At 70.5% G+C, this 17,638-nt stretch carries 19 protein-coding genes; 8 read left to right on the top strand and 11 right to left on the bottom strand.

Features of this window, described 5'->3' with window-relative positions; all coding sequences use genetic code 11:
- Window positions 1–24 precede the first annotated feature (24 nt).
- Window positions 25–999, top strand: coding sequence for an NADPH:quinone oxidoreductase family protein (locus ACXJ1Y_RS19145; protein ID WP_463847692.1), 975 nt, complete (start codon window positions 25–27; stop codon window positions 997–999).
- Between the two features lie 7 nt (window positions 1,000–1,006).
- On the opposite strand, the gene ACXJ1Y_RS19140 is transcribed toward ACXJ1Y_RS19145, so the two are convergent.
- Both ACXJ1Y_RS19140 and ACXJ1Y_RS19135 read right to left on the bottom strand, forming a co-directional pair.
- Window positions 1,007–2,020, bottom strand: coding sequence for an adenosine kinase (locus tag ACXJ1Y_RS19140; RefSeq protein WP_463847691.1), 1,014 nt, complete (start codon window positions 2,018–2,020; stop codon window positions 1,007–1,009).
- A 74-nt stretch (window positions 2,021–2,094) separates the two neighbouring features.
- Window positions 2,095–3,486 carry an MFS transporter gene (locus ACXJ1Y_RS19135; RefSeq protein WP_463847690.1) on the bottom strand — a complete coding sequence of 464 codons (1,392 nt, stop codon included), beginning with the start codon at window positions 3,484–3,486 and terminating at the stop codon, window positions 2,095–2,097.
- Between the two features lie 125 nt (window positions 3,487–3,611).
- Between ACXJ1Y_RS19135 and ACXJ1Y_RS19130 the strand changes: the two genes are divergently transcribed.
- Both ACXJ1Y_RS19130 and ACXJ1Y_RS19125 read left to right on the top strand, forming a co-directional pair.
- Window positions 3,612–3,935 (top strand): type II toxin-antitoxin system RelE/ParE family toxin, encoded by a 324-nt coding sequence (locus ACXJ1Y_RS19130; protein WP_463847689.1) that lies wholly within the window; start codon window positions 3,612–3,614, stop codon window positions 3,933–3,935.
- Window positions 3,935–4,252, top strand: coding sequence for a helix-turn-helix domain-containing transcriptional regulator (locus ACXJ1Y_RS19125; protein ID WP_243959074.1), 318 nt, complete (start codon window positions 3,935–3,937; stop codon window positions 4,250–4,252). The genes ACXJ1Y_RS19130 and ACXJ1Y_RS19125 overlap by 1 nt, the downstream gene beginning before the upstream one ends.
- Window positions 4,253–4,258: 6 nt before the next feature.
- On the opposite strand, the gene ACXJ1Y_RS19120 is transcribed toward ACXJ1Y_RS19125, so the two are convergent.
- The 4 genes from ACXJ1Y_RS19120 to ACXJ1Y_RS19105 form a co-directional block, all read right to left on the bottom strand.
- A complete protein-coding gene (locus tag ACXJ1Y_RS19120) occupies window positions 4,259–5,188 on the bottom strand; it encodes a glutaminase (RefSeq protein ID WP_463847688.1) in 930 nt (309 codons plus the stop codon).
- Between the two features lie 95 nt (window positions 5,189–5,283).
- Entirely contained in the window at window positions 5,284–7,053 is a 1,770-nt protein-coding gene (locus ACXJ1Y_RS19115) for an ABC transporter ATP-binding protein (protein ID WP_463850174.1), read from the bottom strand.
- Window positions 7,054–7,253: 200 nt separating this feature from the next.
- A complete protein-coding gene (locus tag ACXJ1Y_RS19110; protein ID WP_463847687.1) occupies window positions 7,254–8,651 on the bottom strand; it encodes an MFS transporter in 1,398 nt (465 codons plus the stop codon).
- A complete protein-coding gene (locus tag ACXJ1Y_RS19105) occupies window positions 8,648–9,382 on the bottom strand; it encodes a PRC-barrel domain-containing protein (protein WP_463850173.1) in 735 nt (244 codons plus the stop codon). Before ACXJ1Y_RS19105 ends, ACXJ1Y_RS19110 begins: the two co-directional genes overlap by 4 nt.
- A gap of 300 nt (window positions 9,383–9,682) precedes the next feature.
- Between ACXJ1Y_RS19105 and ACXJ1Y_RS19100 the strand changes: the two genes are divergently transcribed.
- Window positions 9,683–10,081, top strand: coding sequence for a hypothetical protein (locus ACXJ1Y_RS19100; protein ID WP_463847686.1), 399 nt, complete (start codon window positions 9,683–9,685; stop codon window positions 10,079–10,081).
- Here ACXJ1Y_RS19100 and ACXJ1Y_RS19095 read toward each other — a convergent pair.
- Window positions 10,078–10,512, bottom strand: coding sequence for a PRC-barrel domain-containing protein (locus ACXJ1Y_RS19095; RefSeq protein ID WP_463847685.1), 435 nt, complete (start codon window positions 10,510–10,512; stop codon window positions 10,078–10,080). The genes ACXJ1Y_RS19100 and ACXJ1Y_RS19095 overlap by 4 nt on opposite strands.
- A gap of 478 nt (window positions 10,513–10,990) precedes the next feature.
- Here ACXJ1Y_RS19095 and ACXJ1Y_RS19090 point away from each other — a divergent pair, with 478 nt between their 5' ends.
- Window positions 10,991–11,347 (top strand): SWIB/MDM2 domain-containing protein, encoded by a 357-nt coding sequence (locus ACXJ1Y_RS19090; protein WP_243959087.1) that lies wholly within the window; start codon window positions 10,991–10,993, stop codon window positions 11,345–11,347.
- 51 nt (window positions 11,348–11,398) lie between these two features.
- On the opposite strand, the gene ACXJ1Y_RS19085 is transcribed toward ACXJ1Y_RS19090, so the two are convergent.
- The 4 genes from ACXJ1Y_RS19085 to ACXJ1Y_RS19070 all read right to left on the bottom strand — a co-directional run bounded on the left by ACXJ1Y_RS19085 (window position 11,399) and on the right by ACXJ1Y_RS19070 (window position 15,135).
- Window positions 11,399–12,193, bottom strand: a complete 795-nt coding sequence (locus ACXJ1Y_RS19085) for an SDR family NAD(P)-dependent oxidoreductase (protein ID WP_463847684.1) — start codon at window positions 12,191–12,193, stop codon at window positions 11,399–11,401.
- Window positions 12,194–12,260: 67 nt separating this feature from the next.
- Window positions 12,261–13,643 carry an MFS transporter gene (locus ACXJ1Y_RS19080; protein ID WP_463847683.1) on the bottom strand — a complete coding sequence of 461 codons (1,383 nt, stop codon included), beginning with the start codon at window positions 13,641–13,643 and terminating at the stop codon, window positions 12,261–12,263.
- 123 nt (window positions 13,644–13,766) lie between these two features.
- Window positions 13,767–14,492, bottom strand: coding sequence for a peptidase inhibitor family I36 protein (locus ACXJ1Y_RS19075; RefSeq protein WP_463847682.1), 726 nt, complete (start codon window positions 14,490–14,492; stop codon window positions 13,767–13,769).
- Window positions 14,493–14,502: 10 nt separating this feature from the next.
- The gene (locus tag ACXJ1Y_RS19070) at window positions 14,503–15,135 is read right to left on the bottom strand and encodes a 2OG-Fe(II) oxygenase (RefSeq protein ID WP_463847681.1); all 633 of its coding nucleotides are present in this window, start codon (window positions 15,133–15,135) and stop codon (window positions 14,503–14,505) included.
- Between the two features lie 257 nt (window positions 15,136–15,392).
- Between ACXJ1Y_RS19070 and ACXJ1Y_RS19065 the strand changes: the two genes are divergently transcribed.
- The 3 genes from ACXJ1Y_RS19065 (at window position 15,393) to ACXJ1Y_RS19055 (ending at window position 17,635) form a co-directional block, all read left to right on the top strand.
- Window positions 15,393–15,713 carry a hypothetical protein gene (locus tag ACXJ1Y_RS19065; protein ID WP_463847680.1) on the top strand — a complete coding sequence of 107 codons (321 nt, stop codon included), beginning with the start codon at window positions 15,393–15,395 and terminating at the stop codon, window positions 15,711–15,713.
- 108 nt (window positions 15,714–15,821) lie between these two features.
- Window positions 15,822–17,090 carry a PQQ-dependent sugar dehydrogenase gene (locus ACXJ1Y_RS19060; RefSeq protein WP_463847679.1) on the top strand — a complete coding sequence of 423 codons (1,269 nt, stop codon included), beginning with the start codon at window positions 15,822–15,824 and terminating at the stop codon, window positions 17,088–17,090.
- A 227-nt stretch (window positions 17,091–17,317) separates the two neighbouring features.
- Window positions 17,318–17,635 (top strand): c-type cytochrome, encoded by a 318-nt coding sequence (locus ACXJ1Y_RS19055; protein ID WP_463850172.1) that lies wholly within the window; start codon window positions 17,318–17,320, stop codon window positions 17,633–17,635.
- The last annotated feature ends 3 nt before the right edge of the window (window positions 17,636–17,638 follow it).

Genomic DNA, 17,638 nt, shown 5'->3' with positions numbered 1-17,638 from the left:
GAAGAGCCCGACCGGGAGGCAACGATGCGCGCCCTACTCTGCAGCACCCTCGACGGGGCCGACGCCCTTGCCATCGCGGAGAGGCCCACGCCCTCCCCCGCCGCCGGGCAGGCGCTGGTGCGCGTCACGCTGGCCGCGCTCAACTTCTTCGACACGCTGATCGTCGCCGGGAAGTATCAGGTGAAGCCGCCCCTGCCCTTCTCGCCGGGCGGCGAGGGCGTGGGCGTCGTCGAGGCCCTGGGCGAGGGCGTCACCGGGCTCGCGGTCGGCCAGCGCGTCGTGATCCATGCCGGCTACGGATGCTGCGCCGAGCGGATCGCCATCGCCGCGACGAAGCTCACCCCCGTGCCGGACGGGGTGCCGGACGAACAGGCGGCGGGCCTCACCATCACCTATGGCACCACCCTCCATGCGCTCGCCAACCGGGCGAAGCTGCGGGCGGGCGAATGGCTCGCCGTGCTCGGCGCCTCGGGCGGGGTCGGGCTCGCGGCGGTGGAGCTCGGGGCGCTGATGGGGGCGAAGGTCATCGCCTGCGCCTCGTCCGAGGACAAGGTCGCCGCCGCCCGCGCCCATGGCGCCGCCGAGGGGCTGGTCTACTCGCCCGAGACCCTGAAGGACGATTTGCGCCGCATCACCGGCGGGGCCGGGGTCGATGTGGTCTACGACGCGGTGGGCGATGCCTTCGCCGAGCCGGCGCTTCGGGCGCTAGCGTGGCGGGGGCGCTACCTCGTGATCGGCTTCGCGGCGGGCGCGATTCCCCGCCTGCCCCTCAACCTGATCCTGCTCAAGGAACTCGACGTGCAGGGCGTCCACTGGGGCGCCTTCACCGAGCGAGACCCGGAGGGCCACCGGGCCGACCAGAAACAGCTGCTCGCCTGGGTGGCGGAGGGCAAGCTCAGCGCCAAGGTCCACGGGGTCTATCCGCTGGACGAGTACCGCGAGGCGTTCGGGGTGCTCATCCGGCGGGAGGCCGTGGGGAAGGTGCTGCTGCGGGTGTAGGCGGGGCTCAGAGGAGCCCCTGCTCCCGCGCCAGCATCACCAGATCCGCCTGCGGCCGGGCGCCGATATGCTGGATCACCTCCGCCGCGGCCAGGGCGCCGAGGCGGGCGCTGGTCGCGTGGTCGAGGCCACGGGCATGGCCGGCGAGGAAGCCGGCGGCGAACAGGTCGCCCGCGCCGGTCGTGTCGACGACATGCTCCACCGGGCTCGCGGCCACCTCGCGGACATGGCCGCCGTTGACGACGAGGGCGCCCTTCTCCGAGCGGGTGACGAGGCCGAGCATGTGCAGGCCGCGCCCGTTGCGCTCGTCGCGGAGCGCCGCCACGGCGGCTTCCTCGTCGTCGGTCTCGTAGAGGCTCTTCAACTCGCCGAGGTTGGCGAACAGGATGTCGATGCTGCCGTCGCGGATCAGGCCCAGGAACTCGTCGCGGTAGCGGCCGACGCAGAAGGCGTCGGAGAGGGTCAGCGCCACGGCGTTGCCGGCCCGGTGGGCGATCTCGACGGCCTTGCGGAACGCCTCCTTGGCGGCCGGCGGATCCCAGAGGTAGCCTTCGAGATACACGACGCGGGCGGCGGCGACCGTCTCCTTGTGGATGTCGTCCGGCCCCAGGCCCTGGCAGGCGCCGAGATAGGTGCTCATGGTGCGCTCGCCGTCCGGCGTCACCAGCACGAAGCAGCGGGCCGTGGCCGGGCCGTCGGTGGCGGCGGGGACCTCGTAGGAGACGCCCGTGGCCTTCAGATCGTGGCGGAAGAGCTGGCCCAGTTCGTCGTCGCGGACGCGGCCGACGAAGCCGGTCTTCGTGCCGAGCATCGCCGCGCCGACGGCGGTGTTGGCCCCCGAGCCCCCCGACACGATCGTCGCCGGGCCCATCACCTGGAACAGGGCTTCCGCGCGGGGCTCGTCGATCAGCGTCATCGCCCCCCGGGCGATTCCCTCCTTCTCGAGGAAGGACTCGTCGGTGCGTGCGATGACGTCGACGATGGCGTTGCCGAGGACGAGGAGGTCGAGGGAAGCGCTCATGCAAGGATCCGTCTGCCGATGATTGCGGCGGCTGTGGCATTGGCCGTCCGCAGGATCAAGGCTTTACGATGCCCTCACCCCGCGATCTCCTCCAACGCCACGTCCCGCGTGCGCGGCCCGAGGAGGCCGACGAGGCCCCCCGCGATGAGCATGGCGGCGGAGATGAACAGGAAGACGCCGGGCGCGCCCGCCTCGCGCAGCACGAAGGCGATGATGAAGCCCGTGAAGATCGCCGAGAAGCGGCTCCACGAATAGACGAAGCCCACCGCCCGCGCCCGGATGCCGGTGGGGAACAGCTCCGCCTGATAGGCGTGGAAACTGTAGGACATCACGTTCGAGGCGAGCGTCAGCCCGATGCCGAGCGCCACGATGGCGGCCACGTCCCGCACCTGCGCGAAGGCGAGGCCGCAGGCGATGTAGACGAACGCCGCGGCTACGATGACGTGCTTGCGCTCGAACCGGTCGGCGATCAGGAGCCCGATCAGCGGCCCGACCGGCGCGGCCAGCGCGATCAGCGCCGTGTAGGCGAGGCTCGACGTGACCGTGACGCCCTGCGCGATCAGCAGGGTCGGCACCCAGTTGGCGAAGCCGTAGAAGCCGACCGTCTGGAACACGTTGAACCCGGCCATCATCAGCGTGCGCCGGCGATAGGGCGGCACCCACATGTCACGGAAGGCGCCGCGACCTTGCGTCGGCTGCGGCGGGCCGGGGGGCGGCAGGGGGCGGCCGTACTCCGCCTGCACCCGCGCTTCCAGGCGGGCCATCACCGCCTCGGCCTCGGCGAAGCGCCCGCGCTCCACGAGCCAGCGCGGGCTCTCGGGCAGGCCGGAGCGCATCCACCACACCAGTACCGCCGCCGAGGCGCCGATGAGCGCGACCCAGCGCCAGCCATCGAGGCCGAAGGGCGACAGCGGGATCAGCAGGTAGGACAGGAAGGCGACGGCCGGCACGGCACAGAAGCCGATGCCCTGGCAGAGGGCGAAGGCCCGCCCCCGGATCGCCTTCGGCACCAGTTCGGAGAGGTAGCTGCCGATCGTGACCATCTCCAGCCCCAGCCCGATCCCGGCGATGAGCCGCCACAGGTTCAGGCCGAACGCGTCCGTCTGGAAGGCCATCACGACGTTGGCGGCGGTGTAGGACAGGAGCGACCATGTGAAGATCGCCCGCCGCCCGAACCGGTCCGCGAGCCAGCCGCAGGCGACGGTGCCGATGAACAGGCCGGTGAACAGGGCGGCCACGAACCCCGCCACGCCCGTCGCCCCGAACAGGCCCGGCGTCGTCGGCGTGAGGATGCCGGCCTTCACGAGGCCCGGCGCGACGTAGCCGGTGAACAGCAGATCGTAGAGTTCGAAAAAGAAGCCGAGGCCGAGCAGGGCCACGAGGCGCCACACGCTCCGCGTCGCGGGCAGCCGGTCGAGCCGGGCGACGATCAGGCCCGGATCATGGGAAGCCGCGCTGGTCGTCATGGGGAGGGCTCGTTCGTGGGATCGCCGCGCCGCTTGCCCTGGAAAGGGCGGCTGCGCAAGAGTTTACCGTCCTTCGGCCCAGCCGTCGGACGACCTTGAAAGTAGCGTATATGGTACTATCATAAATGGACGTCCGCGAGTACGTCGATGAGCGCGACAGGAGCCCCTTCGCCGAATGGTTCTCACGCCTGGATGCCCAGGCCGCCGCGAAGGTCGCGGTCGCGCTGGTGCGGATGGAGGGGGGCAACTTCGCCCATGCCAAATCCGTCGGCGGCGGCGTCGAGGAGTATCGGATGGACTGGGGGCCGGGCTACCGGCTCTATTTCGGCCGCGACGGGGCCACGCTGATCATTCTGCTCTGTGGCGGCACCAAGCGCCGGCAACAGGACGACATCGCCGAGGCTCAGGCCCTGTGGGCCTCGTACAAACGCCGCCGCAAGGAGGGATGATGGCTCTGACGCGCAGCTTCAAGGAAACGATCAAGGCCAGGGCCGACAGCGACCCCGCCTTCCGGGCCGCGCTGCTCACCGAGGCGGTGGACCTGATGCTCGCGGGCGAAGTCGAGACCGGCAAGGCGGTCCTGCGCGACTGCGTGAACGCCACGATCGGCTTCGAGCGACTGGCGCAGGAGACCGGCTCGTCCTCGAAGAGCCTGATGCGGATGCTCGGCCCCGCCGGCAATCCCACGGCGGGCAATCTGTTCGCGATCCTCCGCAGCGTCCAGAAGGCGGCCGGGGTGAACCTCGCGGTCACGACGACGGGCTGATGCCCCTCACACCCCGAACACCGACCACCCCATGCGCTGGGTCAGCTGTTCCAGCGCGACGCGGCCGAGATGGGAATTGCCGGCGGCGTCGAGCCCGGGGGACCACACCGCGATGGAGGCCTTGCCCGGGGCCACCGCGAGGATGCCGCCGCCCACCCCGCTCTTGCCCGGCAGGCCGACGCGGTAGGCGAACTCGCCCGAGCCGTCGTAGTGCCCGCAGGTCAGCATGATCGCGTTGATGCGGCGCGCCCGCTCCGGCGACACCACGTTGAAGCCGGTCGCCGGGTTCAGGCCGTTATGGGCCAGGAACTGCCCCGCCGTCGCGAGCTGGCGGCAGTTCATCGCGAGGGCGCAATGGTGGAAGTACACGCCCAGCGTGTAGTCGACCGGGTTCTCGATCACCCCGAACGATTTCATGTAATAGGCGAGCGCGCTGTTCCTGAACCCCGTGCGCCGCTCCGAGGCCGCCACCGTCTCGTCGATGAAGACGCTCGGATCCTGCGAGAGGAACTGCATGAAGCGCAGGATCTCGCCCAGGGCCTCGCGCGGCGCGTGGCCGGAGAGGATTACATCCGTCACCGCGATGGCGCCGGCATTGATGAAGGGGTTGCGCGGCACCCCGCGCTCCCGCTCCAACTGCACGATCGAATTGAACGGGTTGCCGGAGGGCTCCCGCCCGACGCGCCGCCACAGGCGGTCGCCGATCATGCCGATGGCCAGCGTGAGGGTGAAGACCTTCGAGATGCTCTGGATCGAGAACAGCGTCTCGCTGTCGCCGCCCGCGCTGACGCGCCCGTCCCGGTCGATCACCGCCATGCCGAAGCGGTTCGGATCCACATGGGCGAGTTCGGGGATGTAATCGGCGACCGTGCCGCGATCCGTGCGCGCAGCCATTTCCTCCGCGATGTCACGGACGACGGTATCGAGATCGGGCATGGCCAGTCGTGGTTTCAAAAGGTCCGGGACCTTTTGGGGGTGCAGGACGGCGCCCTGCGGAACCCCGGCCCTTTAAGCAAGGACCGGGCCCCACGTCACGCGGCCACGAGGGCCGTACCCATCGATTCCTTCTTCATCAGCTCGCGGAAGAAGCCGTCGAGATGCGTGAGCTTCTCGGGCGAGCCGTCCTGCGCGATGCGCCCCCCTTCCAGCACGACGATCCGGTCGAAGTCCTGGAGCGTCGAGAGGCGGTGGGCGATGGCGATGACCGTGCGCCCCTTCATCAGGTTCGCCAGCGCGTGGCGGATCGCCTGCTCGGAATCCGCGTCCAGCGCCGAGGTCGCCTCGTCGAGGAGCAGGATCGGCGAGTTCTTCAGGATGGCGCGGGCGATGGCGATGCGCTGGCGCTGGCCGCCCGACAGCTTCACGCCCCGGTCGCCGACGATGGTGTCGAAGCCTTCCGGCAGGGCCTTGATGAAGTCGGTGCAATGGGCCGCCTCGGCCGCCTGCCAGACCTCCTCGTCGGTGGCCTCCGGCCGGCCGTAGCGGATGTTCTCCCGGAGCGTCCGGTGGAACATCGACACGTCCTGCGGCACCACCGTGATGGCCTCGCGCAGCGATTCCAGGGTGATGCGGCCGATATCCTGGCCGTTGATGCGGATCGCCCCCGATTGCGCGTCGTAGAAGCGTTGGATCAGCGAGAACAGGGTCGACTTGCCCCCGCCCGACTTGCCCACGAGGCCGACCCGCTGGCCGGGCTCGATGGTCAAATCGAAATCGCCGAACACGGTGCGCCCGTCCGGATAATGGAAGGCGACGTGCTCGAACTCGATCCTGGCGCCCTGGCCGGCGAGGGGCTTCGCCTCCGGGTGGTCCACGAGGTCGTGCGGCTGCAGCAGGGTGTGCAGGGCCTCGGCGAGGCGGGCCGTGTGCTGCGTGGCGTCCACCAGCGCGACGGCGAGGTCGCGGGTCGCCGCCAGGATGCGGATGCCCAGCGTGCAGACGAGCACCACCTGCCCGTTCGTCGCCTGCCCGGCCTCCCACAGCCGGATCGACCAGTAGAGCAGGCCGAGGATCGCCAGCACGGTGAGGATGGCGTGAACGATGCGCAGCTTCTCGAGGTAGAGGAGCGACGAGCGACGAGCGCGCATCTCGGTGGCGATGGTGCCCTCGAAGCGGGCGCCCTCGCGCTTGAAGGCCGAGAAGGCGCGCACGAGGGACATGTTGCCCACGAGGTCGACCATCTCGCCGTCCACGCTCGCGGCCTTGGCCGCGAAGTCGTGGTGCAGCGGCTTGCCGGCCGAGGCCATCTTGAACATCAGCACGACGACCGCCGCGAAGATGCCGGCGAGGATCCCCGCCATCGTGAGGCTGACCGAGGCGATGTAGGCGATGGAGCCGAAGGCGGCGACGGTCGGCGGCATCACGTTGAACACGAACATGTTCTCGACCGTGAAGATCGCGTTCGAGGTCGCGGTGATGCGGCTCGCCAGCGTGCCGGGCTGGCGGTCGGAGAAGAAGGTCGGCGAATGGCCGGTCATGTGCCGGAACAGGTCGCGGCGGATATCGCCCGTCACCCCGACGAAGGTGAAGGCGCCCGTCAGCGCGGCCACGCGCCAGAGCGCGTTGTCGATGGCGATGAAGACGATGAGGACGGTCAGCGCGCTCCAGATGCCGGTGTTCTCCGGCCCCGGCCCCTTCGTGAGGGCGTCGACCACGCCCTTCAGGGCGTAGTCGGTCGAGACCGAGAACCCGACCGCACCGAGCACCGAAATCAGGATGACAAGGTGCGGTAGCCAGCGGCGGCGCAGGTACCGTCCGACGAAGGCGAAGGGCCGTTCGGCGTAGCGGTGGAGTTCTTCCATCGTGGCGACCATCCCGTTCTCGCGTGACCGGCCGGCGGCAGCCGTGCGAGCATGCGGTTCTAAAGGCAAGTCCGTCCCGTAGCGCCAACGCAGCAGCGTTGCCATACGTTGCAGTGTGAGTCTCTGGATCGCGCGCTTTTAGCGGCTCAAGCTGAACATAGCTTGATCGTCTCGCATAAGCGAAAGCGATGCCGCGCCCGTCAGGCGGGCCCCGCTATCTCCCGCTCCTTGCCGCCGGACCGGCGGGTCTCGGGCATGATCAGTGCCACCAGCATGAAGGCGGCAAAGCCCAGGAAGGCGAGGCCGAGGAAGGCGCTGTGGCTCCCGAGCCGGTCGGCCATGATGCCCGCCAGGGAGGTCGAGAGGGCGGCGCCGATGCCCATGGCCGTGCCCACCGCCCCGAGGGCAAGGTTGAACCGGCCCGTGCCGCGGGTCAGGTCGGACACGACGAGGGGCACCATCACGCCGAGCACCGAGGCCGAGACGCCGTCGAGCACCTGGATCGCGACCAGGGCGTAGGGATTCGTGGTGGAGGCGAGCAGCAGGCCGCGCAGCGGCAGGGCCGCGAAACCGACGAGCAGGACGGGGTAACGGCCGAACCGCTCCGTGGCCCGCCCGACCGCCGGTGCACAGACGGCGAGCACCGCCTGCGGAACCATGATGCAGGCTGCGACCAGCGCGGTCGCGGTCTCGCTGGCGCGGAGCGTCAGGACGCTGCCGACCAGCGGCATCATCGCCGCGTTGGCGAGGAAGAACAGCAGCATGCAGGCGCCGAAGCTCATGAGGCCCCGGTTGCCGAGGAGCGCCCGCAGCGCCCCGCGCCCACCGGTCGAGGCGGCGGCGGGTTCGGCGGCGGCCTGGACGCGCGTGCTGGCATCGATCTCGTCGGCACGGATCGCCGAGAGCGCCATGACGGCGGGAATGCCGAGGGCGGCCGTGAGGTAGAAGACGGCGCCGTTCGAGAGGTAGTAGCCGCAGGCGCCCATCCCGGCGGCGGCGACGGCGTTGCCCAACGCCTGGAAGCTGGCATTGCGCCCCAGGCGCTCGCCGGCCCGCGCATGGCCGACGAGGCCGATGCTGATCGCGGCGATGGCCGGTGTGAGCACGCAGCTCGCCGCCGAGTGCAGCGCCATGGCGAGGAGCACGACGAGGAAGCTCGGCCAGACGGCGAGCGCGAGGGCGCTGCCCGCCACGGCGAGGGTGGCCACCGCCGCCGCGAAGCGCTTGGAGCGCGCGGCATCCACGAAGGCGCCCCCCGGCACCTGCCCGAGCAGGCCGACGAGGCTCCCCACCGTGAGGGCGAAGCCGATGTCGGATTGGGTCCACTTGGCCTGCGAGAAGTAGACGGCCAGGAACGGCCCGAATCCGGTCTGAAGGTTGGCCACGAAGAAGGCGAAGGCATCGAGGCCCCGCCGGCTCCCCCGGGAGACGACGGCCTCGGCCGGGGCGGGAGCCCCGGACGCCGCAGCCGCTTCCGGTACCGTCGCGAGCCGCTGGCGCGCCTCGGCCACCGATTCCTTGCGCGCGTCCGGGCGGTGGACGTCTCGGGCCGGTGTCGCGGGAACGGGGGGCCGTGCCTTCAATCCGGCCACCGTCATTTATCCGGAGCCTTTTCGGGCGCGGGCGCAGCGGGAGGGGCGGCCGGCGTCGCGACGGGTGCGGCGGCGGGCGCGGCAGCGGGCGCGGCAGGGGGCGCGGCAGGGGGCACGGACGGTGACATCGAAGCGGGGGGCACGGCGGGGGCCGGCGGTCCCGCCGGAGCCACGCCGGCCTGCTCGCCCTCGGGCGGCATGCCGCTCGCCGGGCCGAGCACCACGATGGGCTCGCCCGACTTGTATTCCGGCGAGACGCGGACCTGATTGCGGGTGAGCGCCACCGAGAGACGGCGCTCCTTGCCGTCCGACGCGAAGCGCAGGGCGCGCCAATCGACGGCGATCTTGCGGGTGCCGACGCCGAGGAAGCCGCCGAAATCGATGATCGCCGCGCGGGGATGCCCCTCCTTGTCGATGATCACGTCGATCACCCGGCCGAGTTCGTCGCCCTGCGCGCTGCGGACGCTGCGGCCGAGGAGGCTCTCGTAATCCGAGGTGTCGAGGACCGTGGCGGGCGTGCCCTGCTGCGGCTGCGCCCCGGCGGCGGGCGCCGGAGGGTTCGCAGGCGGCGGCGCAGGCGTGGCGGCGGGGGGCGCGGCCGGCGCGGGCGTCGGGGCGGGTGACATGGGCGGAGGCGGGGGTGAGGCGCCCGGGCCGGAGGCGCCCTCACCGCCGGCGGGCGGCGTCTGGGCGGCAACCCCCGTCGCCCCCAGGGCGAGCACCAGGGCTGCGATCATCCGACTGGTAGTACGCACGCGTCGTCCTCTGCGAAATCCAATGGGCGGCCAGGCCGGAAGCCCTGCCGCCCGAATCCGGAGCGGCATGACGGCGATACCGTCCGACCTGGGCGAAGTTATGGATCAGGTCTGTGGGCTGAGGGCAACAGGGTGCGAGATCCGCGCCACATTCCCCGTCCGGCGTGGCTGCGGGCGGCCCGCCCGCGCCCGGCGCGTCTGTTTTTCGCCGCAACCCCGGCTTAGATCCCACCAAACAGTTCGTGGGCCCTGGCATTGCACGGCCCGCGCGAGGAACCGTCAATGTCCCGCACCCCGTTCCCGGCCCCCGTGCCCGCCCTGCTTCTCGCCGTCTCCCTGGCCGCCGGCGGCCTCGCGGGATGTCAGGCGCTGGGCGGCACGAATGGCGTGATGCCCGACACCGATGTCGGCCTGCCGCCCTCCATGCGCGGCACCATCCCCGGCCGGCAGGCGCGGACGGCGACCCTGGACGACGAAGGCCGCCCGCTGCCGGCCGCCCCGACCCGCAACATCGACATCCCGAAGAGCGCCGGCGCGGCGAGCCGCTCCGCCGATGCGAGCGAGCGGCGGATCCGCCGCGACGAGCTGGAAGGCAGCGACGCCCGCGGCGGCAGCGGCTCGAACGGCATGGCTCCGTCGCTCACCCCCGGCGGCAGCGTCGGCCTCGGCGGCAAGTTCTAAGCGGAGGCGAGGCGGCTGCCGTAATATTCGTCCAGCCGCTTCTTGTAGTTCGGGTCGGCGAAACTGTCCTCGCCCGGCCCGTGGGTCGGCGCACCCGCCAGGGAGCCGGGGTCAATGTCCACCACGTAGCCGCCGAGGTCCGTGCTGTAGCGCAGGGCCCGCCAGGGGAGCGCGTGGTGGTTCTCCCCGAGGCCCAGGAAGCCGCCGAAGGCCAGGACGGCGTAGGCCACCTGCCCCGACACCTTGTCGACCATGAAATTATGGACCGTGCCGAGATGGCGGCCCTCGCTGTCGTAGACGGCGGTTCCCTCGACCTTGTTCGAGGCGATCAGGCGCGGCGTCTCGTCGAGGGCGACGCCCTCGGCGGCCGGATCGAGTTCCAGCGTGCCCGGCTTCCTGACGGCGCGTTCGGTCGGCAGATCGGTGGGCATGGTCCCTCCTCTGGCGCCCCGCGGAAACGCGGCGGGGGTGATGGAGGGGTTACGAGCACCGCCGCAACCGGTTCCGTCGCGGCGTTCGTGTGATTCGCGGGGGGAGCGGGCGGAGCCCGGTCAGATCAGGACGCGGGCTTCCGGCGCCCGGCCGGTGTCGTCCCACCGCGTTCCGGCCGCCAGGGCGACGACCAGCGCCACGGAGAGCACCAGCGCGAGGGAGAAGATCGGTGCGAACATGTCACCGAGTCTTGCAAATCGCGGTTACGATAATGTTTCATATCCCAACCTATGCGATAAGATTCTGCTTCGGCACCCTTGCCGAACGGGCCGAAGGCCGGTCCGCCCTGTGGATTGAAGCGGTTAGCACCTACTTTCCCCTTGGAACGGGCGCGTCACCGCTTAGTTGATGCTGCTATGCTGACGCGGCGACGGGGCGCGGTTCGCCCCGGCGCGGTCCGAGCATCGGAGGATATTGATGGCGACGAAGACGGAGAAGGCTGCGCCGAAGGCGGCCAAGACCACCAAGGCTGCTTCTGAGTCCGCTCCCGCCAAGACCGCCAAGCCAGCTGCGAAGGCGGCGGCCGCGAAGCCGAACGCCCTTCAGCAGCCGCTGAAGCCCTCGGCCGAGCTTGGCGCCATCGTCGGCACCAGCCCGCTTCCGCGCGGCGAGGTGGTGAGCAAGGTGTGGGAATACATCAAGAAGCACAACCTGCAGAACCCCGAGAACAAGCGCGAGATCGTTGCCGACGACAAGCTGAAGAAGGTCTTCGGCAAGGACAAGTGCTCCATGTTCGAGATGAACAAGCACCTCGCGGCGCACCTGAAGTCGTAACGGCGCTTCTTGCCGGACCGGCCCGCGGGCCGGTCGCGGCAGATCCTGGCGTCATGCGAGATATTGCAGGACGCCGCCATCGACCCGCATGGCCGCGCCCGTGGTCGCGCTCGCGGCCGGGCTGCACAGATAGGCGACGAGGTTGGCGACCTCGTCCACCTTGGCGAGACGTCGGATCAGCGATGTCGGCCGGTGCTGCGTCACGAACTGGCGACCGAGTTCCTCGCTATCGCCGGTCGCGCCGTCGCTCATCTGCCTGAGGAAGGTCTCGACGCCCTCGGAGAGGGTCGGGCCGGGCAGAACGCTGTTCACGGTGACGCCGCTGCCGGCCACCGTCTGGGCGAGGCCACGCGCGATCGAGAGCTGCGCCGTCTTCGTCATCCCGTAATGCACCATCTCGGTCGGGACGTTGAGGGCGGATTCGCTCGAGATGAAGATCACCCGGCCCCAGCCGCGCTCGACCATGGCCGGCGTGTAGGCGCGGGACAGGCGCACGCCGCTCATCACGTTCACGTCGAAGAAGCGCTGCCAATCCGCGTCCGGGATCTCGAAGAACGGCTTCGGCTCGAAGATGCCGGTGTTGTTGACGAGGATGTCGATGCCGGGGTTGGCCGTCACCAGGGCTTCGGCGCCCGCAGCGTCGGAGACGTCCCCCACCGCCGCGAAGGCGCGCCCGCCGCTCGCCTCGCCGCGCAGCTTCGCCAGGGCGGCGTCCACCCGCTCGGCCGTGCGCCCGTTGATGCCCACTTCGGCGCCGAGGTCGCAGAGCGCCCGGGCGATGGCGTAGCCGATGCCGCCGGTCGAGCCGGTGACGAGGGCCCTGCGTCCACTGAGATCGAGATCCATGATCGGCTTTCCCTGTGCCATTCACCCCGTGACGCGAAGGTGGGGTCGGCCGGGCCGGAGACCACTCCTACCCGTTCCGCTGCCAGCGCAGGGCACTGGTGCAGGCGCCGACCATGGAAAGCGCCACGGCCGTTGACAGGGAGAGTGTTACCGCCGAGCCCGCGCCGCTGCCATGGGTCAGCCCGAACAGCACCGCCACCAGGGCGGCGCCGAGGGATTGCCCGGTGAGCCGCGCGGTCGATTGCATGCCGCTGGCGCCGCCGCTGCGCTCGCGCGGGGCCGAGGTGACGATGATCCGGTTGTTGGGCGACTGGAACAGGCCGAAGCCGAGGCCGCAGAGGGTGAGCCGCCACACGATGTCGAGGACCGGCGCCCCCGTGGGCAGGGCGGCGACCAGGGCGAGCCCGGCCGCCATCACCGCGAGGCCGGCGCCGCCGAGCAGCCCCGGCGGGTAGCGGTCCGCGAGCCGCCCCGAGATCGGCGCCATCACCGCGACGGCGATGGGCCAGGGGGTCATGAGAAACCCGGTCTGCGTGCTCGACAGGTGGAGCACGTCCTGAAAGTAGAACGGCAGGGCGACGTAGGATGCCATCTGCGCCGCGAAGGCGCAGATCGAGGAGGCCATCGACAGGGCGAAGGCGCGGATCCGCAGCAGGTCGACCGGCAGGAGCGGCGCCGGCAGGCGGATCTGGCGGCGCACGAAGATCACCCCGAACACGAGGGCGGCGGCGATCTCGGCCGCCCCCCGGACGACCCCGCCGGGATCGCCGAGCCCGTCGATGCCGACGATCAGCAGGCCGAAGGTCAGGGCGTTGAGAAGCGCGCTCAACCCGTCGAAGGGCCGGCGGCTCTCCGGGGTCGCGGGCAGGGTGCGGGTCGCGACGGCCAGCGCTAGCAGCCCCACCGGCACGTTCACGAGGAACAGCCACGGCCAGGTCGCCACGGAGAGGATCGCGGCGGCGACGGTCGGCCCCGCCGCCGAGGCCACCGCCACGACCAGCGCGACGTTCGCCACCCCCGCCCCGATGATCTTGTGCGGGTAGATGAAGCGCACGAAGCCGATGTTGACGCTCATGATCGCGGCGGCGCCCAGCCCCTGCACGATCCGCGCGGCGACGAGCAGGCCGAGGCTCGGCGCCAGGGCGCAGGCCAGCGAGGCGGCCACGAACACCGCGAGCCCCGGCAGATAGACGCGCCGGAAGCCGAAGATGTCGCCGAGGGCGGCGAAGGGCAGGAGGCTCGCCGTGACGGCGACCTGATACGAGTTGACCACGAAGATCGCGTCGGCCGGCTTCACCGCGAGGTCCTTGGCCAGGACCGGCAGCGCCACGTTGACGATGGCCCCGTCGAGCACCGCCATGGTCATGGCCAGCGCGATGGCGGCCATGGCGAGCCTCCGCTCGCGCAGCGGCAACCCGTCCTGCGGTTGCGGCGCGGCGGTCTCGGCCATGCTGGGCGCTCCTGCGGCGCCGCAAGGCGTCCGTGTCGGGGAAGGTGCCTGTCGTCTCGCGCAGGCGCGCGGCAGCGTCGAGGGGTCTCGCGTGTCCTACGTCACCCGGCGGCCGCGACGGGTTCAGCCGGCGCGGCGCCCGCACCGGACATAGGTCGAGGTGCCCTTGCTGCTGGTCCAGGTCAGGCGGTCGCCCTCCACGAGGAGGCGGACCTGGGACGACCAGCGGCGGCCGCGGTCGCTGCACTCGGCCCCCATCACCCAGGCGCCGCCGGCACGGTGGCCGTCACGGAAGCTACAGAGGGTCTTGCCCGCCCGCGCCTTCTCCATCGAGATCGTCGCCGGCAGGTAGCCGCGCCGCCGCGAGGGGCTGAGGCAGGCGGCCGGGGTCGGCCCCCAGGTGCCGACGAACTCCGCCACCGGCAATCCGGGGCGCTTCGGGGCGACGGCCTGGATCGCGGCCGGGGCGGGCATGGCGGCGGCGACGGCCGGCACTTCAGCGGGGGCTTGCGCGACCGCCGGCATCGCCTCCGGCGGCAGTTCGGGCAGCACGGTGACGCGCTTGGGCGGCTCGTCGGCCCGGTGGGACGCCTCGGCGGAGACCAGGGGGCGGAAGGGCAAATCCTCCCGCAGATAGGTGGCGCAATAGGCGAACAGCCCGCCCCAGCCCGCGACGAGCAGGGCCGGGATCGCGTAGCGCGCCCCGCCCTTCCTGGCGGGGGCGTCCGGTTCGGGCGGAGGCGGCGGCACGACGAGGGCGCTCATCCCCGGCTCGCCGAGGGCGAGCGGCGTGGGGAAGGTGGCGGCGGTCAGGGGGTTGTCCCGCCACTGGGCCCTGTCGAGCCTCATCTCCATGGCATCACCGCCCGAAGATGCCCTTCAGGAACTGGGCGGTGCGGTTGCGCTTGCGCTTGCGCTCCAGTTCCGAGGCGTCCTTGATCCAGGCGACCTGCACCACCCGGCGCTCGCCCTCGAAGGGCTCGTGACCGTGCCAGGAATTGTCGGCGCGCAGGAAGGCGAACATCGTGCCCATGGTCGGCGGCACCTCGACGGCGAAGGGCTCGAAGTTCTTGCCGTCGTAGAGCACACGCAGGCGGCCGGCGGCCGGGGCGTCCCAGGCGTCGTTCATGTAGACGAGGAGCGTCAGCACCTTCGACGGGCCGTCCGTGTGGATGGCGCCGTACTTGAGCTGGCTGCGCTTCATGATGGTGGTGAGGCGCGGGCAGGAGACGAGATCGATCCCGAACTTCTCGCCGAGGATGCGGGAGAACTCGTCGCTCTCCAGTTCGTCGATCAGCGCCTTGAACCGGCCCTGGAGGGAGACCTCGTCCACGGTGAGGTAGCCGGGCTTGCCGATCTCGGGGAAGTCGCGCCGGATCTCCTCGATCGATTCGCGGTTCAGGACGTTCGTGCCGAGGGTGTACGGATAGGGCTCCCGCGAGAGCGGCGCGGCGCGAATCGCCTGAACGTCGAGGATCGAGAGAGCCGTCATCGCTGGGTGTCCCTGGGTGTCGCGCTGTACGGAACGGGAATCACGCGGTGCGTGTCCTCGCAAGCGGATCACGTTCACAAATTGTTAGGGCCGCCGTGCCCGCGCCGGCTATTTAGGCGGCTGAATGCGGCGGTCAGACGGCGAAAGCGGTGGGGTGGCGCATTCCGGTGACAGTCGCCGGGCACCCGCCCGTGCAGGATAACCAGACCCGCGACCCTTCGCGGGGCGTGCGTAACCCGGATCCGGTGCGACCTGCGATGAGGCCGTTGGTCCTCACCCTGCTTTTGGCCCCCCTCGCCGCGATCGCGACCGGGCTCACAGCCCGCGCCGAGCCCCCGCGCATGCCCCGGGGCTCCGTGACGGCCCGGATGACCTGTGCCGAGGCGATGGCGCTGGTGCAGCACGAGGGCGACATCATGATCGCCGCCGGCGCCGCGCCGGAACGCCTCGTCCGCAACCGCAACCAGTGCGAATTGTCGGACATCGCGGAGCTGCGATTCGTGCCGACGCGGGACAACCCGCAATGCCCGATCGGCTACCGCTGCCGCGAGCCCGGCTTCGAGGAATGGAACTGGTAGGGATCACGAAGCGCACATCCCGTCACGCAACTCCCTTGTGCCCGATTTACAGCGATCTATCCTTTATGCAGCCGCCCGTGTGACAGGGCGGATCGGGAGAGACCGCCCATGCGAACGCTGATCCTCGCCGCGCTGCTGACGGGCGTGGCCATGCCCGCCCTGGCTCAGGGGGCCGCGCCCGCCGAGACCAAGGCCAAGACCGACGACCTTGAGAAGCTCGAGAGCTTCCGCAGCACCTCGACGCAGCCCGCGCCGGAGATCCCGCAGACCGGCCGCAAGGCCGACGCGATCGCCAAGAACCTCGCCAAGGTGAAGCTGCCGGACGGGTTCAAGATCGCCCTCTACGCCATCGTGCCGGATGCCCGTGCCCTGGCGGTGGGGCCGAATGCCGGCGTGCTGTTCGTCGGCACCCGCAAGTCGAAGGTCTACACCGTGACCGACCGGGACAAGGACCGGGTCGCCGACGAGGTCCGCGCCTTCGCGCCGGGTATCGACTTCAAGATTCCCAACGGCGTCTGCTTCTCGCGGGACGGCGTGCTGACGGTGGTGGAGCAGAACCGCGTGCTGGCCTTCCCGGCGGCCGAGTTCTTCTACGAGAACCCGGATGTGGCCGCCGGCGTGCTGGTGAAGCAGGGTGAGCTGATCCCCACCGCCGAGGAAAGCTTCAACCACACGGCCCGCGTCTGCCGCGTCGGGCCGGACGGCAAGACCTACATCGCGCTCGGCCAGCCCTACAACGTGCCGCCCGCCGCCAAGATGGACCTGTACAGGAAGCAGGGCATCGGCGGGATCATCCGCATGGACGCCGACGGCAAGAACCGCGAGGTCTACGCCACCGGCATCCGCAACTCGGTGGGCATAGACTTTGCCACCGACAAGAGCCTCTGGTTCACGGACAACCAAGTCGACGGGATGGGCGACGACAAGCCGCCGGGCGAGTTGAACCACGCCACCAAGGCCGGGCAGAACTTCGGCTTCCCGTGGTTCGGCGGCGGCGCGGTGCGCACGGTCGAGTACAAGGACGAGACCCCGCCCGCCGACGCGGTGCCGCCGATGGCCGAACTGCCGCCCCACGCGGCCGATCTCGGCATGACCTTCTACAACGGGAAGTCGTTCCCCGATTCGTACAAGGGCGGCATCTTCATCGCCGAACACGGCTCGTGGAACCGCACCCAGCCGATCGGCGCGCGGGTGATGTTTGCCAAGCTCGGCGCGGACGGGAAGGTCGAATCGGTGAAGCCCTTCGCGGAGGGCTGGCTGACCGGCGACGGCGAGTATCTCGGCCGCCCCGTGGACGTGGCGGTGATGCTCGACGGCTCGCTGCTCGTCTCCGACGATTCCGCCGGGGCGGTGTATCGGATCTCCTACGAGAAGTAGGTTTTTGGGAGCGGGTCCCTCTCTTGGGAGGGGCCTGTTCCACCCACCATCCATCCCTCCCCCTCATCCTGAGGTGCCGCGAAGCGGCCTCGAAGGAGGGTTCCAGCCAGCGCTGTCATCCCTGGAGCCCTCCTTCGAGGCCCGCCGAGGCGGGCACCTCAGGATGAGGGGGGTGGGCAGGAAAAGGCTGGGAGACGAAACACCATCAGGACAAGTAGCCCGTGACGATGACCCGCCCGATCCTCATCCTCGCCGCCATGCTGGTGCCACTGAGCGCGCAGGCGGGCGATGCCGCCCTCGGCAAGAAGCGCGCGACCGCCTGCCAGACCTGCCACGGCATGGACGGCCTCTCGAAGCTGCCGGAGGCGCCGAACCTCGCCGGCCAGATCGAACCCTATCTGGTGAAGGCGCTCACCGAGTACCGCGAGGGCAAGCGCCAGAACGAGATCATGAACGTCGTCGCGAAGGAATTGTCCGACGCGGATATCGCGAACCTCGCGGCGTATTACGCGGGCATCCAGATCGACGTGCTGCCGCCGGGATAGACG

Source organism: Methylobacterium sp. TK26 (assembly GCF_055361565.1).
Note: the sequence above shows the minus strand (reverse complement) of the source record. Positions and strands in the feature narration are given on the sequence as shown.